Consider the following 16003-nt stretch of genomic DNA (forward strand, 5'->3'; position numbering starts at 1 on the left):
ATCGGCCTGCGCGTCAGCCATGGCTGCGTGCGTCTGCGTGCCGACGATATCAAATGGCTGTTCGACAATATTCCAGTCGGTACGCGCGTGCAGTTTATCGATCAGCCGGTGAAAGCGAGCGTGGAGCCGGACGGCACCCGTTATATCGAGGTGCATAACCCGCTGTCGCAGACTGAAGAGCAGTTTAACTCTCGCGAGCCGGTGCCGCTGACGCTGACTGCGGCCGTGAATAAAGTGGTTAGCGATGCCAGCGTGGACAGCGCCAGCCTTGAAGCCGCACTAAAAGATCGTACCGGGATGCCGACCAAGGTTAACGGGGCAGCCGGTAACGGCTATGCCGCTCCGATCCCGGTCCAGGAAAACGAAGGCGCGCAGCCGACCGAAAAACCGGCCACGCCGGTTACGCCGCAGGGCGCTAACGCGGGGGAGGCTGCTCCTGCCGCAACGGTTGACGGCCAGCCTGCACCTGTAGAGGGTCAGACCAACGGCACGCAGCAGGCTCCTGCCGCGAACGACAATAGCCAGCCCCCTGTAGAGGGTCAGACCAACGGCACGCAGCAGGCTCCTGCCGCGAACGATAATGGTCAACCCGCACCTGCAGAAGGCCAGGCCACCGATACGCAGCAGGCTCCTGCGGCAACCGGCAGCAGCTTTATCGTTCCGGCGCAGCCTGGCCCGGTTTACGATAAAACCTCTAAAGTGACAGGTAAAACCGTTACGCCAGCACAGTCGTAACCGAATGCCTGGTCTTCACTGACCAGCAAAAACGGGCCTAATGGCCCGTTTTTTTTTACCTGTTATCGGCTGCGGCAACTTCTGAAGGAAGATCGCCTGAACCGGATAACGGATTAAAAGAGGCTGCCGTGTTTTACTTCATGCTGCACAGGCAAATAAAGCCAGACTTAATTTAATGCCTTATTTTTACGTTAACCGGGACATAAACAAGCCCATCCCCCCTGAAAACCGGCCGCGCTGGCCCTTTTTAATCGGCTATTTTTTTCATTTCTCATCGACAATTCCGTGAAATTTCCGCCTCTATTCTGTGATCGTTTTCAATAATCAGAACATTGGCGCCTGGGGTTATTTTTTAAGCAGCTATGTTTTCATTACGTTTTAAAAACGTGACGTCATTTCATTAAAATAACACTCACCGTCAGACTTCTCTGTCCCCTCTGGAAGGCAAAAAATGGCGAAAAAAAGCAATGCTCAGGATATTGATAAGCTGATCGAGATGGTTGGCGGAAAAAGCAATATAGCCACGGTAAGCCATTGTATTACCCGGCTCAGATTTGTGCTTAACGATCCGGCGAAAGCCAGGCCCAAAGAGATTGAAACGCTACCGATGGTAAAGGGCTGTTTTACCAATGCCGGACAGTTTCAGGTCGTTATTGGTACGGACGTGGATGACTGGTATCAGGTGCTGCTCAAGCAGACGCAGCTTAGCGGCACGGATAAAGAAAGCGCCAAGCGGGTAGCCCGACAAAATATGAAATGGCACGAAAGCCTGATTTCGCACTTTGCCGAAATCTTTTTCCCGCTGCTGCCGGCGTTAATCAGCGGAGGATTAATATTAGGCTTTCGCAATCTGATTGGCGATTTACCGCTTTATCACGACGCCCCGCTTACCGCAGCCTCGGTCGTCTGGAAAAGCATTTACGATTTTCTGTGGCTAATCGGCGAGGCGATTTTCTTTTATATCCCGGTAGGCCTGTGCTGGTCGGTAGTAAAAAAAATGGGCGGCACGCCGATTCTGGGCATTGTGCTGGGGATCACCCTGGTTTCACCGCAGCTGATGAATGCTTATCTGCTGGGCCAACAGGTGCCCGAGTCGTGGAATTTTGGCTGGTTCACTATCGATAAGGTCGGTTATCAGTCTCAGGTTATTCCCTCTATTCTGGCGGGCCTGACGCTGGCCTGGGTCGAGCTTAAGCTAAAACGTATCGTGCCCGATTATTTAACGCTGGTCGTGGTGCCGGTTGTGTCGCTGCTGATTGCGGTCTTCCTGGCGCATACCCTTATTGGGCCGTTTGGTCGCATTATAGGGAACGGGATTGCCTGGGGCGTAAGTCACCTGATGACCGGGCCCTTTGCACCCGTTGGCGCTGCGCTGTTCGGATTTCTCTATGCGCCGCTTGTCATTACCGGCGTACATCAAACTACGCTGGCAGTAGATTTACAGCTTATCCAGAACCTTGGCGGCACGCCCGTCTGGCCTATTATCGCCCTGTCGAATATGGCGCAGGGCTCGGCGGTGTTGGGCATCATCTTTATGAGTAAGAAAGTGAACGAGCGGGAAATTTCCGTGCCGGCGGCTATTTCCGCTTATCTGGGCGTGACCGAGCCGGCTATGTACGGGATCAACATGAAATACCGTTTTCCCATGTTGTGCGGCATGGTGGGATCGGCCTGTGCCGGTCTGATTTGCGGGCTGTCTGGCGTCATGGCTAACGGGATTGGCGTCGGCGGCCTGCCGGCGATTTTATCGGTCAAAACGCAATATTGGGGCGTGTTTGGCATGGCAATGGTTGTCGCCATTGTTATTCCGCTGCTGCTCACCATGGCGATTTATAAACGTAAAAAGGCCGCTGGTAAGCTGCTGGTAGTCTGAGTAAAAGAGTGGATAAAGCGGGCTACACGGCACGCTTCTGCCGGTGAAGCCCGCTACCACTTCAGGCCCAGGCCAGTCGTAAAGTTACGCTCGTTTAGCGTATCGCGCGTGCCGCTGACCAGGTTATGGCCGTAGCTGACATTCAGCGATGACCAGCTGGTCAACTGGTAGCGCAGGCCGACCTCCGCATCCAGCGAAAAGATGTTGCCATCCAGCGAGTGTCCGGTGTCGCCGCGGCTGAACAAAGCAATCTTTCTGCCCTCAAGAAAGCGCTGGTAGTCCCAGCGCAGCGACGCGCCCAAATGACTGTCTTCACTTCCGTCGCTGTAGCCGTAGGTAAATGCGCCTCCCAGCAACGCCAGCGAGAAAGACCCCAGCTCGTTATCCCAGAACTGGTAGCCAGGGCCGGTGCCCAGCAAAGCCTGTTCTGAAAGATCCTCCACCCAGTCACGCTTGTAGCTGGCCCTGCCCTGCCAGAACAGGCGTTCCTGGAACTTATAGTCCAGCGCGTAGCGCAAACTGTAGTTTTCCGTGTTCATGCTGTCGTCTTCTTTCTCGCGCGTAAAAGTGCCGCCGAAATCGTTACGCCATTTGCCGACGTTAATTTTATTGTTGTAGGAAAAATGGGAGTCCTGAGTACGGGTTGACGCTTTTTTCAGGCTAACGCCCACGTCTATATTACCGGTCCAGGTCAGTGAGTCGGTTTTGGCTTTCGGCTTCATAAACTCTTCAAACCTGGCAACCTGTACGCGCTGCTCTTCAGTGCCCTTTCGCACCACGATATAACCGGGTTCGGCGGCCTTCAGCTGCGCTTTAAGGACGGTTTTGCCGCTGCGCAGATCTATCGGCTTGTCGCTGGAGAGCGTACTGACCGCCCCCCAGTCAAGCGAGAGCGTCCCGCCATAAGGGCTATCCATCACCAGTTTTTTATCACTTAGCGAGCGTAGAGTGCCGCTAAGGCGGTCTCCATTTTTCATCCAGACCGTATCGGCACGGGCCGTCCCCGTTGTTAACACAGACAGTAATAGCAGGCCGGTCAGTCCCGGGCGGGATAAGGCAAAAGACATAAGCAGGGGGACAATCCTCTGAAACAGCAGACGGGGTTGGCTATACTTTAGTTGATAACTTGCCCGTTAATCAGCGGGATATATCTGATAAATAAGGCGATTAACCTCAGGTGACGTGTTAATACGCTTTTCGCGGCCCCGTTTCGGTCATCTTACTGTCATCAACTCTGCGTACACCTTCAGACAGGTGTCTCTTTTTCGCTGACGGCTGAGAGGATTTATGAGCGACAACAGCGCAATTCCGCACTATCCGGCGGCCAGCAGTCGCCCCGTGTTTCAAAAAAACAGTCGGCTTTCGATCCTGCTGTTTATCCTGCTGCTGCTTTTGGGTATCGCCTTTGCTGGCGTGAATCTTTTTCACGACGTCACCGACGCAGGCAGCGCCAGCACCAGCTACGTTCCTTATCTGCTGCTCGGGATGGCATTGCTGATTGCCCTGGGCTTTGAGTTCGTTAACGGCTTTCACGATACGGCTAACGCCGTGGCAACGGTGATCTATACCCATTCCCTTACGCCAACTGTGGCGGTAATCTGGTCAGGATTCTTTAACTTTTTGGGCGTCCTGCTTTCCAGCGGCGTGGTGGCTTTCGGTATTATCTCGCTGCTGCCGGTAGAGTTAATTTTACAGGCGAGCAGCGGTGGCGGCTTTGCGATGGTTTACGCGCTGCTTTTCTCCGCCATCCTCTGGAACCTGGGGACGTGGTGGTTTGGCCTGCCAGCCTCCTCCTCCCATACGCTTATCGGCTCTATTATCGGCGTTGGCGTGGCAAATGCGCTGATCCACGGCCGTACCGGCACCAGCGGTGTGGATTGGGATCAGGCGCTGAAAGTAGGTTATGCGCTGCTGCTGTCGCCGGTAGTCGGCTTTGTCTGCGCGGGCCTGCTGTTGCTGTTGATGAAGCGGCTGGTGAAAAATCGCCGTCTGTATAGTGCGCCACAGGGCGACCGTAAGCCACCGGTCTGGATACGCGGGCTGCTGATTTTAACCTGTACCGGCGTCTCTTTTGCACACGGCTCCAATGACGGGCAGAAAGGGATGGGGCTGATTATGCTGATCCTGGTGGGCACCATGCCGATGGCCTACGCGCTGAACCGTTCTATTCCTGCGGAGCAAAGCCCACGCGTAGCGGCGCTGGCTACCGTGACGCAACAGGAGCTGCTGCGCCAGTCGCCCGGCGTCCCGGCCCCGGCTTCTCCCTACAATGTGCTGACAGCCTATGTGCGCACCACGACGCTAACGCCGCAGGTTCTGCCTGCCCTGGCGCAGCTAACCGGGGCTATTGGCGATCAGATCCGTCAATATGGCACCGTAGATAAAATACCGGCCGGGGCGGTTTCTAATACCCGCAACAATATGTATCTGGCTTCGGAAACCATTAAGCATCTGAAAAGCGAACCGCAGTTCAAACTCCCTGCTCAGACCCAGCGCGATCTGGATGCGCTAAAGGCGGAGCTGGATAACGCTACGCGCTTTATACCCTGGTGGGTGAAGGTTGTGGTGGCTATCGCGCTGGGCCTGGGGACGATGGTAGGCTGGCGTAGGATCGTGGTAACGGTGGGAGAAAAAATCGGCAAGACGCATCTGAGTTACGCTCAGGGTGCAAGCGCAGAGCTGGTGGCGATGGCGACTATTGGCGCCGCAGACGGCTTTGGCCTGCCGGTTTCCACTACACACGTCCTCTCTTCCGGCGTGGCCGGTACCATGGCGGCTAACCGGTCCGGACTACAGCTTGCCACGCTGCGCAACCTGGCCATGGCCTGGATATTAACGCTGCCGGTGTCGATTGTGCTTTCCGCGTCCCTTTACTGGCTCTTCACCCGCTTTTAAACGCTGTTTTCAGGCTGCATCCTTGTGATGCAGCCATCAGCTCGTTTCTGGCGTCGCGCTCGCTCGCTGACGCAGCCGCATAATGACTATCAGCGCAAACAGCACCACAATGGCCGTCGCCAGATAGACGGTATCAATATCCCACCACCCCATCAGCAGACCGGCCACCGGCCCGGTAATGCCTAAGCCGAAATCCAGAAAGGCAGAATAGAGGCCAAGCGCCGATCCCTGGTTTTGCGGCGCAACCTGCCTGATGGCTTCCACGCCCAGCGCCGGAAAGATCAGCGAGAAGCCGGAGCCGGTGAGAAAGGCACCGATATCCGCCATCAGCGACGAGTGCGCCTGCCAGAGGATCAGTAACCCGATGCTCTCAATAGCAAAAGAACAGGCAGAAACGCGCAGGCCGCCAAACCGGCTGATAACATTGCCGAACACCAGGCGCACCATCACAAAGCCCATGCTGAACAGCGTCAGCGAAAAGGCCGCGCCATGCCAGCCGTGACGGGCGAAATAGAGCGTAATAAAGGTAGCGATAGCGCCAAAACCAATCGTTCCTAATCCCAGACACAACCCGTACGGCCAGATACGGAAAAACACCTGGGTAAACGGAATACGCTGGCCTGTGGTCACCACGACTGCCGGCCGCCGGGTTGCCAGCCAGAAGCCGAAAACCGCCATCAACACAATCAATCCGGCAAATCCGGGAATGCCAAAGGCGGTATTGAGCAGGACGCCCAGCGGGGCGCCCAGGGCCATCGCCAGATAGGTCGCCACGCCATTCCAGGAGATCACCCGTGCGCTTTGGGTGGTGCCGACAATATTAATGCCCCAGAGAATGGAGCCGGTGGCCGTCAGGCTTTCACCCAGCCCCAGCACCACTCGTCCGGCCGCTAACAATATCAGGCTGGTCAGCGGCGCGCTGGCTATGACCGCCAGAATGCTGAACAAGCCGCTGACCCCGCACAGGATCAGCCCCATCATGACCACTTTTTTTGGGCCAAGGAGATCGGCATAGCGCCCGGCCTGCGGGCGGCTGATCAGGGTAGCAAAGTATTGCAGGCTGATAATTAACCCGGCAATAAAGGTGCTGTAACCCAGCTGGTTATGCACATAGCCCGGCAGTACCGCCAGCGGCAGACCGATAGAGAGGTAGCAAAAGAAGGTAAAGATCACTACGGAAATGATGCGCTTGTTAAGCTGAGCGCGGGATAAGGCTGGGGTTGCAGACATGTCGGAGCCGGAAAATGAGAGTGATAAGCCTGCATTATACCTTAGCAGGCTAAGAGATTTCGCGGCAAAATGTTACAAACTTGTAATTTATATGGTGAGCTACCTCACCGTTAACGCGTAACGATCCACCGCCAGCGCGATCTCGCCTGAGGATTTCAGTGCGCGTACCTGGCTAAACAGATTGTTGGCTTCCTGATAGGCTTTGCGCAAATAGCCCAGCCACTGTTTGATTCTGGCAACATGATAGAGGCCCGTATCGCCCTGTTTTTCCAGCTGCACGTAGCGTTGCAGCAGCATGACGACCTGCGGCCAGGGCAAAGGCGACTCGTTATATTTGATTACCCGGCTCAGGTTGGGCACGTTAAGCGCGCCGCGCCCAATCATCACGGCGTCACATCCCGTTACCTGCAGACAATCCTGCGCGCTTTGCCAGTCCCAAATCTCACCGTTGGCGATAACCGGGATAGTCAGTCGCTGACGGATTTCACCGATCGCCTGCCAGTTGATACGCTCCGGCCTGTAGCCGTCTTCTTTAGTGCGCCCGTGTACCGCCAGTTCGGTGGCACCAGCCTGCTCTACCGCATCCGCGATTTCAAACTGTCGCGCGCCGGATTCCCACCCCAGCCGTACTTTAACCGTCACCGGCAAATGGGCAGGAACGGCTTCGCGCATCGCTTTCGCGCCACGATAAATCAGCTCGGGATCTTTCAGCAGAGTGGCGCCGCCGCCGCTGCCGTTAACGGTTTTGGAAGGGCAGCCGCAGTTTAAATCGACTCCCCAGGAGCCCAGCTCCACCGCACGCGCCGCATTCTCTGCCAGCCATTCCGGATACTGACCCAGCAGCTGAATGCGCACCAGCGTGCCGGAAGGCGTACGGCTGGCGTGATGCAGCTCAGGACAGAGCCGGTAAAAGGATTTGGCAGGCAAAAGCTGATCGACCACCCGCAGGAATTCGGTGATGCAGAGATCGTAATCGTTGACGTCGGTGAGCAGTTCGCGCACCAGTGAATCAAGCACGCCCTCCATCGGGGCCAGTAAAACGCGCATGTCACAAACCGTTGCTGATAGAAAAAAGAGGAGACTGGCTTAGCCGCCAGCAAAAAAAAGGGGATCGGAAGATCCCCTTTTTTACCGTTTACCGTTTACCGTTTACCGTTACGCCGGGTTGGAGCGACGCTGACGGGTTTTATTCGTACGCGGTGCACCAGCGCTTTCGCCCTGACGACGTGGGCCGTTGCCCTGTCGCTCTGACTGGCTACGCTCGCCGCTGGCTGCCTGTCCACGACCGCCGCCGCTACCGCTACGGTTGCCGCTCTGGCTACGCTCGCCACCGCGATTACCCTGCGGTGCACCACGACCTCGGCCTGCACCGCCGCCGCCGCCGCGCTGCTGACGACCGTTCTGAATCGGCTCTGCTTTAATGCTCGGATCCGGCTCGTAACCTTCAATAGCGATACGCGGGATCTCACGCTTCAGCACGCGTTCGATATCGCGCAGCAGCTTGTGCTCGTCCACACAGACCAGCGACAGCGCTTCGCCGGTGGCCGCAGCACGGCCTGTACGGCCAATACGGTGTACGTAATCTTCCGGCACGTTTGGCAGCTCATAGTTCACGACGTGCGGCAGTTCGGAAATATCGATACCACGCGCGGCGATATCGGTCGCCACCAGTACGCGAATATTGCCGTCTTTAAAATCGCTCAGTGCACGGGTACGCGCGCCCTGGCTCTTGTTGCCGTGGATCGCTGCCGCAGTGATGCCATCTTTATTCAGCTGTTCAGCCAGATGGTTAGCACCGTGCTTGGTACGGGTAAACACCAGCACCTGCTGCCAGTTGTCACGGCCGATCAGGAAAGAAAGCAGTTCCCGCTTGCGCTTTTTATCTACAAAATGCACATGCTGGGTAATCTGCTCGGAAGCGGTGTTGCGGCGAGCCACTTCCACCTGCTCCGGGTTGTGCAGCAATTTTTCCGCCAGGGTTTTGATCTCGTCAGAGAAGGTAGCGGAGAACAGCAGATTTTGACGCTTAGCCGGCAGCTTGGACAGCACGCGACGGATATCGTGGATAAAGCCCATATCCAGCATACGGTCCGCTTCGTCCAGCACCAGAATTTCGACCTGAGACAGATCCAGCGCGTTCTGATGCTCCAGATCCAGCAGACGGCCAGGCGTTGCCACCAGCACGTCGACGCCGCCGCGCAGTTTCATCATCTGCGGATTGATGCTGACGCCGCCGAAGACGACCAGCGAGCGCAGATCCAGGTATTTACTGTAATCACGAACGTTTTCGCCCACCTGCGCAGCCAGCTCGCGGGTTGGGGTTAAGATCAGCGCACGAACAGGGCGACGACCTTTTGGATGCGGGCTTGAAGTGCTTAGCAGCTGCAGCAGCGGCAGGGTAAAACCAGCGGTTTTACCGGTACCGGTCTGGGCGCTGGCCATCAGGTCACGCCCGCCAAGCACTACAGGGATCGCCTGACGCTGAATCGGGGTTGGCTCGTTATAGCCCTGTTCGGTAACGGCACGCAAAATATCGGCATTAAGGCCGAGAGAATCAAATGACATAAAGTTGACTGACTCCGGTTCCGCCCTGACCGCGACAAGCGGTGTAGTTTCCAGGGGGAGAATATGACGCCAGGCTCAGCCTGACGCTTGAAAGGGGGCACAAACCACGGTGCGTAAGGGCCGGATTATAACAGATGTTACGCGTCCGGAGCGAAATATTCTTTCGCGGCCTGAAAAGTGACGGGGGGACAGCGGAAAAGCAGAGGGAGAGTAAGATGGCGGGCCATTACGGCCCGCCCGGCTTTAACGGCGAGCGCGCACCGGCTCTTTAGCCAGCAGCGACACTACGGCAGGGCCGGTCAGCATGACTACGCCAACGCAACCCAGCAGCAGGTTGTTATGCACGACACGAGAAAGCAGAAACAGCACCAGCATTGCGGCGCCAAAATAGTAAGTGGTGGTGACGTCTTCCAAAAAGTCGCCCAGGCGACGTAAGCGCGGCATATGTTGGGCCGGCAGCATAGCGATAAAGACGCTGGCATACATCGCCAGTAACACCGAGCTGACCTGCAACAGCGCATGATGTTTCCAGCCCCAAACGAGGGCGGCGATCAGCAGCAGGTGCAGCGTGATATGGACAAGGGTTTGTCCGGTAACAATCTGAACACGATTGGACCACTTCATTTTTTATCTCCCGGCAGACCCAACGGCGATCTGCCCAAGCCTGGCTATCACAGTAAGTGATAACGCATTTCATCAGACTACCGTAGTTCTTAATTAATGCCGTAAATTTCTGCACTTAGCGGCACACTTTTGTGACAAGGACTACACTTTACTCTTCCTGATCCGAAGAGGAGAGCGCGCACAGTATGTCACAAAAACCGCAAGGATTTTCATTAAAAGTCCTGACGATCAATACACACATGGGTTTCAGCGCTTCCAATAAGCGTTTTATTTTGCCGGAATTACGGGATGCAGTGAGGGCGACCTCGGCCGATATTGTCTTTTTACAGGAGGTCATGGGCTCCCACGATTTGCACTCAATTAAAGTGTCAAACTGGCCCGATACGCCCCATTACGAATTTCTGGCCGAGATGATGTGGCAGGACTTCGCCTATGGGCGTAACGCTGTCTATCCGGAAGGGCATCATGGTAATGCGCTGCTGTCTCGCTTTCCGATTTTGTCCTATGAAAACCGCGACATCTCCGTAGAGGGGACCGAAAAACGGGGCCTGCTGTACTGTAAAATCACGCTCCCTGACAGCGACAAAATCTTACACACCATTTGCGTGCATTTAGGTCTGCGAGACGCCCATCGCACCGCTCAGCTGACTATGCTCTGCGAACTGCTTAACACCCTGCCGCCGGATGAACCCGTGGTGGTGGCGGGTGACTTCAATGACTGGCAGCAAAAAGCCAATAAGATTTTACAACAGGGAGCCGGGATGGAGGAGGTATTCAGCCAGGAAACTGGCCGCCCGGCGCGCACCTTCCCTGCCCGCTTCCCTCTGTTACGACTGGATAGAATTTACGTCCGTAATGCCGCTATCAGTCATCCACAAAAAATACCGCTGCGACCCTGGTCGCACCTGTCCGATCACGCGCCTTTGGCTGTGGAGATACACTTATGAAAACGGAATGGCGTGACGGTAATCGCCTGCGCCTGTTGGCCAATGGCGAACAATATTTTCCACGCGTCTTTGAGGCTATCCGCCGGGCAAAAGAAAGTGTCCTGTTGGAAACCTTTATTCTTTTTGAGGATGAGGTCGGTAAAGCATTACAAGAGGTGATTTTGGATGCCGCCGCGCGCGGTGTCAAAGTTGAAATGCTGCTGGACGGCTACGGTTCTAATGACCTTTCGCCCGAATTTATCCGCAGCCTGACCTCGGCTGGCGTGCGCTTTATTTTTTACGATCCACGCCCGCTGGTCTTTGGCGTAAGGACCAATCTTTTCCGTCGTATGCACCGTAAAACCGTGGTTTGCGACGGTGAAATTGCGTTTGTCGGCGGCATTAACTATTCCGCCGAGCACAACTCCAGCTACGGCCCGGAAGCGAAACAGGACTATACCGTCGAGGTCAAAGGCCCGGTGGTGGAAGATATTGCCCGCTACGTCAAAGAGGCGATTAACAGTAAGGAGCCGGTACGCCGCTGGTGGGGTGGACGGTCGCACCGCGTCGCCCGTAACCGCACGCCGGGCGACGCTCAGGTGCTGTTTGTCTGGCGGGATAACGATGAGCATCGTGACGATATCGAACAACACTATATGGATATGCTGCGCGAGGCCAAAGAAGAGGTGATTATCGCCAACGCGTATTTTTTCCCCGGCTATCACCTGCTGCGTGAGATGCGCTCGGCAGCCCAGCGCGGCGTGTCGGTAAAACTGATCGTACAGGGCAAGCCCGATATGCCGATCGTGAAGGTTGGCGCAGAACTGCTCTACAACTATCTGGTTAGCGGTGGCGTGGAGGTTTATGAATATATTCGGCGTCCGCTCCATGCCAAAATTGCGATACAGGATAATTTCTGGTCAACGGTCGGCTCCAGCAATCTTGATCCGCTCAGCCTTTCGCTGAACCTGGAGGCGAATTTAATCATTCACGATCGCTCTTTTAACCAGCTCCTGCGCACTGAGCTGACCCGGCTGCTGACTCAGGACTGCGAGCGGGTAGATGAGAACAAGCTGCCTACGCAAAACTGGTGGCAGCTGGGGAAAAGCATCGTAGCCTTTCACTTCCTGCGGCATTTCCCGGCTATTGCCGGCTGGCTGCCCGCGCATACCCCTAAGCTGGCGCAGATTGCTCCGCCGGTCCAGCCAGAGATGGAAACCCAGGACCGGGTCGAATCGGACAGTGAAAAAGAGAGGGCAAAATCCTGATGTCTCAGTCACATACTCGTTGGAAATGGGTAAAAAAAGCGCTAACCGGCCTCTTTTTTATTGCGGTAGTCGTGCTGCTGGTGATTTACGCCCGCAAGGTCAACTGGCATGACGTGCTTAACGTGATTACCCACTATAACCGCACGGCTATTCTCGCTTCCGTAGGTCTGGTGGTGGTGAGCTACCTGACTTACGGCCTTTACGATCTCATCGGCCAGGCTTACTGCGGCCACAAGCTGCAAAAGCGGCAGGTGATGCTGGTGTCGTTTATTTGCTACGCCTTTAACCTGACGCTCAGCACCTGGGTAGGCGGCGTGGCGATGCGCTATCGGCTTTATTCACGGCTTGGCCTGAGCGGCAGCACCATTACGCGTATTTTTTCGCTCAGTATTGCCACTAACTGGCTGGGCTACGTATTGGTGGCCGGCATCGTCTTCAGTAGCGGCGCGGTGCCCATCCCACAAGGTTGGTTTATTGGTGAAGGCACGCTACGCACGATTGGCGTGGGGCTTTTGGCCTTTGTGGTGCTCTATCTCGCGCTCTGCGCTTTCTCCAAACGCCGCCGCTGGACGGTAAAAGGCCACAAGCTGGCCCTGCCCTCTTTCCGTATGGCGCTGCTGCAGTTTGCGGTATCCAGCGCTAACTGGCTGGTGATGGGGATGATTATCTGGTTGCTGTTTGCACAGCAGGTGGATTATCCGCAGGTGCTGGGCGTGCTGCTGATCAGCAGTATCGCAGGCGTTATTATTCATATTCCTGCGGGGATTGGGGTGCTGGAAGCGGTGTTCCTGGCGCTGCTGAGCGGGGAGCACCTCTCGCATGGGGCAATCATCGCGGGCCTGCTGGCCTACCGCGTCATTTATTTTATCGCGCCACTGCTCCTGGCGCTGGTGCTTTATCTGTGGCTGGAAAGCCGGGCCAAAAGCCTGCGGCATAAAAACCAGCAGGATATGCAAAAACAGGCGTAAAAAAAGGGGCGGATTCCGCCCCTTTTTGCTTAACGGCGGTTGCCGAAAATCCGCAGCAGCATCAGGAACAGGTTAATGAAGTCCAGATACAGCGTTAGCGCACCCATGATAGAGTAGCGGCGCAAATTTTCTTTATCACGCACGTCAATGTTCTCACCAATATTCTTCAGCTTCTGCGTGTCATACGCGGTCAGACCGACAAACACCAGCACGCCGATATAGGTAACGGCCCACATCAGCGCGGTGCTTTTCAGCCAGAAGTTAACCAGCGACGCCAGCAAAATACCAATCAGCGCCATAAACAGGATGCTGCCCATCCGGCTCAGGTCGCGCTTAGTGGTATAGCCCCAGAAGCTCATCACGCCGAACATCCCGCCCGTGACCACAAAAGTGCTGGCAATGGATGAATAGGTGTAGACCAGGAAGATGCTGGCCAGCGTCAGTCCGGTCAGCGCCGAATAGAGCATAAACAGGCCGGTCGCGAGCGCGCCGCTTAGCTTATGCACCATGCCGGACAGCACAAAAACCACGGCCAGCTGCGCGATAATCAGCCCGTAAAAAGTAAATTTATTGGCAAAAACCAGCTGCATTACCGCCGGCGTATTGGCGGCAAACCAGGACACGAAAGCGGTCAGCAACAGGCCGCAGGTCATCCAGCCATAGACCTGCGCCATATACGTTTGCAGGCCCGTGGCGGCGCCAGAAACAATCGAACCGTTGGAACGAGGATATCTTTCCATGATGCTCTCCTTTAAGGTGAATTTACCGTTAAGTCTGGCACAGTCTGGCCGGGTTGAGCCAGCGGCGCCTTACGCTTTTTCGTGACAAAAACTCCCCCTCTGCAACAAACGCGCTACAACCCCCGTCATTGTATAAAGATCGGACATTTTTTGCCGATAGAGTGAACACAGGGAGAATACTTACCAGGAAGTCTGAGAACAATTCTATTCACGCCAGGGGTTCCTGATGAACAAGCCACACCAGAAACGAAAAATGAGCACACGCACCATGATGCTCCTGACCGGCGCGCTGACTATCACGCTCGGTTTTACTATCACTATTGGCCTGCTCAGCTGGCAGTCCAGTAATCAGCAACGTCACATCGCCGAGCAATATCTGGGACAAATTGCAGAAAGCAACGCGCTTAGCGTCCAGCAAAGTCTTGATTACGCCCGCACGGTCGCCAGAGATATGGGCCAAAGCATCCTCGGCCTGTCCACCGCTGGCATAACCGATCGAAAAATCGCCGATGAGCTGATGAAATCGGCCCTGAAGCAGAATATGGATTATCTCTCGCTTTCCCTTATTTTTGAAGCCAATGCCTTTGATGGCAAAGATGCGCAGTTCGCGGCCCAGCCGGGCAACCCACCGCAGGGGCGATACGCACGCTTTGTCGATCATGATACAGCAGGCAATTTCGCCATGCATAATCTGGAATCTATCTTTACACCAGGCCAGGGCGATTACTACCTGGTTCCGCAAAAGTTGCAAAAGGATGTATTAACCGAACCTTACAGCTATCCCTATAACGGTATCCCGACGCTGCTGACCTCGGTGGCGGCGGTGATCATGGATAATGGCCAGCTGAAAGCGGTCGCCACATCGGATATCTCACTTGCGTCGCTGCAAAAAAGCGTAGGGGCCGTTAAGCCCTGGAACGGTACCGGTTACGCGCTGCTGCTTTCCAATAAAGGTCTGGTCGTCTCCAGTCCCAACAAAGCGGAAGCGGGCAAAGCCTACAAAGGCGAAACCAACGGCTTTACGCAGAGCGTGGTACAGCATTTTGACAGCGTGCTTGGTGAAGACGTGCTGGAAACCTGGCGTCCGGTCGTGATTGGCAACAGCCCGCTGCCCTGGTATCTGGGCGTGGTGGCGCCGGTCAGCGCCGTCATGGCTGAAGCTAATCGTCAGCTGATGCATGCGCTGATTATGATGATCCTGAGCATTGTGATTGTTTGCACCGTGCTGGGCGTGTTGTTCAGCCGTAAAATCTCCCGCCCGGTTGGCGGCGAGCCTTCACAGGCTGCAGAAATCGCACTTGGCGTGGCGGAAGGTGACCTCAGCGCAACTATCCCTGTTGGCGCACAGGACAGAGAGAGCATCTTCTTCGCTATGCAGACCATGCAGCAACAGCTCCGCACCATGGTCAGCGAGATCATATCCGCCAGCGACTCCGTTCGTCAGGGCGCGGAGGAGATTGCTTCCGGCAACCTCGATCTGGCCTCACGTACCGAACAACAGGCCGCCGCGCTGGAAGAAACCGCCGCCAGCATGGAGCAGCTGACTGCCACGGTGAAGCACAACGCCGATAACGCGCACAGTGCTACCCAGCTGACCGAGAACGCGACGGCTATCGCTCAGCGAGGCGAACAGCTGGTCCAGCAGGTTGTGGAAATTATGCAGCAGATCGATGACAGTTCGCAGAAGATTGGCGCGATTACCAGCATCATTAACGGCATCGCTTTCCAGACTAATATCCTGGCGCTTAACGCTGCGGTGGAAGCCGCGCGGGCGGGCGAACAGGGTCGCGGTTTCGCCGTCGTCGCGGCGGAAGTGCGCAGCCTGGCCCAGCGTAGCGCCAACGCGGTAAAAGATATCTCTGCACTGATTGGCGAATCAACGCAGCGCGTGAACACCGGGGTTTCGCTGGTGCAGGATGCGGGCAGAACCATGCAGGAAATGAACACCGCCGTGAACTCGGTAAAAACGATTATCGGCGAGATCGTGCATGCTTCCGATGAACAGTCACAGGGGATTGGTCAGGTAACAGTGGCCGTAAACCAGATGGATGGTGCTACCCAGCAAAACTCTGCGCTGGTCCAGCAGATGTCCGCTGCCGCCGCCTCGCTGGAAGATCAGGCGAAGCAGCTGGCGCAAACGGTACAAATCTTCCGGCTCGAATCGGCTTAAGCCTCCGGC

Annotated in this window: 13 protein-coding genes; 7 read left to right on the forward strand and 6 right to left on the reverse strand. The window is 55.8% G+C overall.

Features of this window, described 5'->3' with window-relative positions:
- The coding region (locus RTK32_RS00005; RefSeq protein ID WP_312041498.1) for a L,D-transpeptidase family protein at window positions 1-735 on the forward strand (735 nt) is incomplete at its 5' end.
- 451 nt (window positions 736-1186) lie between these two features.
- Complete coding sequence (gene treB / locus RTK32_RS00010; protein ID WP_312041499.1) at window positions 1187-2608, forward strand: PTS trehalose transporter subunit IIBC; 1422 nt, start codon at window positions 1187-1189, stop codon at window positions 2606-2608.
- 53 nt (window positions 2609-2661) lie between these two features.
- Here treB and RTK32_RS00015 read toward each other — a convergent pair whose 3' ends face one another.
- A complete protein-coding gene (locus RTK32_RS00015; RefSeq protein ID WP_312041500.1) occupies window positions 2662-3675 on the reverse strand; it encodes a DUF481 domain-containing protein in 1014 nt (337 codons plus the stop codon).
- A 220-nt stretch (window positions 3676-3895) separates the two neighbouring features.
- On the opposite strand from RTK32_RS00015, the gene RTK32_RS00020 reads away from it, so the two are divergent.
- The gene (locus RTK32_RS00020) at window positions 3896-5503 is read left to right on the forward strand and encodes an inorganic phosphate transporter (protein WP_312041501.1); all 1608 of its coding nucleotides are present in this window, start codon (window positions 3896-3898) and stop codon (window positions 5501-5503) included.
- Between the two features lie 36 nt (window positions 5504-5539).
- Here the strand turns inward: RTK32_RS00020 and RTK32_RS00025 are convergent, their stop codons facing one another.
- From RTK32_RS00025 to RTK32_RS00040, 4 genes are all read right to left on the reverse strand, one after another.
- Window positions 5540-6733, reverse strand: a complete 1194-nt coding sequence (locus RTK32_RS00025; protein WP_312041502.1) for an MFS transporter — start codon at window positions 6731-6733, stop codon at window positions 5540-5542.
- Between the two features lie 99 nt (window positions 6734-6832).
- Window positions 6833-7780 (reverse strand): tRNA dihydrouridine(16) synthase DusC, encoded by a 948-nt coding sequence (gene dusC, locus RTK32_RS00030; RefSeq protein WP_312041503.1) that lies wholly within the window; start codon window positions 7778-7780, stop codon window positions 6833-6835.
- 108 nt (window positions 7781-7888) lie between these two features.
- A complete protein-coding gene (gene rhlE, locus RTK32_RS00035) occupies window positions 7889-9298 on the reverse strand; it encodes an ATP-dependent RNA helicase RhlE (RefSeq protein ID WP_312041504.1) in 1410 nt (469 codons plus the stop codon).
- A gap of 243 nt (window positions 9299-9541) precedes the next feature.
- Window positions 9542-9922: a YbhQ family protein gene (locus RTK32_RS00040; protein ID WP_312041505.1), complete on the reverse strand. Its 381-nt coding sequence runs from the start codon at window positions 9920-9922 to the stop codon at window positions 9542-9544.
- 185 nt (window positions 9923-10107) lie between these two features.
- On the opposite strand from RTK32_RS00040, the gene RTK32_RS00045 reads away from it, so the two are divergent.
- The 3 genes from RTK32_RS00045 to RTK32_RS00055 are packed head-to-tail and all read left to right on the forward strand — an operon-like array spanning window position 10108 to window position 13084.
- Window positions 10108-10869, forward strand: coding sequence for an endonuclease/exonuclease/phosphatase family protein (locus RTK32_RS00045; protein WP_312041506.1), 762 nt, complete (start codon window positions 10108-10110; stop codon window positions 10867-10869).
- Window positions 10866-12116, forward strand: coding sequence for a cardiolipin synthase ClsB (gene clsB, locus RTK32_RS00050; RefSeq protein WP_312041507.1), 1251 nt, complete (start codon window positions 10866-10868; stop codon window positions 12114-12116). The genes RTK32_RS00045 and clsB overlap by 4 nt, the downstream gene beginning before the upstream one ends.
- Window positions 12116-13084, forward strand: coding sequence for a lysylphosphatidylglycerol synthase domain-containing protein (locus RTK32_RS00055; RefSeq protein WP_312041508.1), 969 nt, complete (start codon window positions 12116-12118; stop codon window positions 13082-13084). The genes clsB and RTK32_RS00055 overlap by 1 nt, the downstream gene beginning before the upstream one ends.
- 29 nt (window positions 13085-13113) lie before the next feature.
- Here the strand turns inward: RTK32_RS00055 and RTK32_RS00060 are convergent, their stop codons facing one another.
- Window positions 13114-13824 (reverse strand): Bax inhibitor-1/YccA family protein, encoded by a 711-nt coding sequence (locus RTK32_RS00060; RefSeq protein ID WP_312041509.1) that lies wholly within the window; start codon window positions 13822-13824, stop codon window positions 13114-13116.
- A gap of 253 nt (window positions 13825-14077) precedes the next feature.
- On the opposite strand from RTK32_RS00060, the gene RTK32_RS00065 reads away from it, so the two are divergent.
- Entirely contained in the window at window positions 14078-15994 is a 1917-nt protein-coding gene (locus tag RTK32_RS00065) for a methyl-accepting chemotaxis protein (RefSeq protein WP_312041510.1), read from the forward strand.
- The last annotated feature ends 9 nt before the right edge of the window (window positions 15995-16003 follow it).

The sequence above is a fragment of the Erwinia sp. genome, from assembly GCF_031978025.1.
Classification (GTDB): domain Bacteria; phylum Pseudomonadota; class Gammaproteobacteria; order Enterobacterales; family Enterobacteriaceae; genus Erwinia.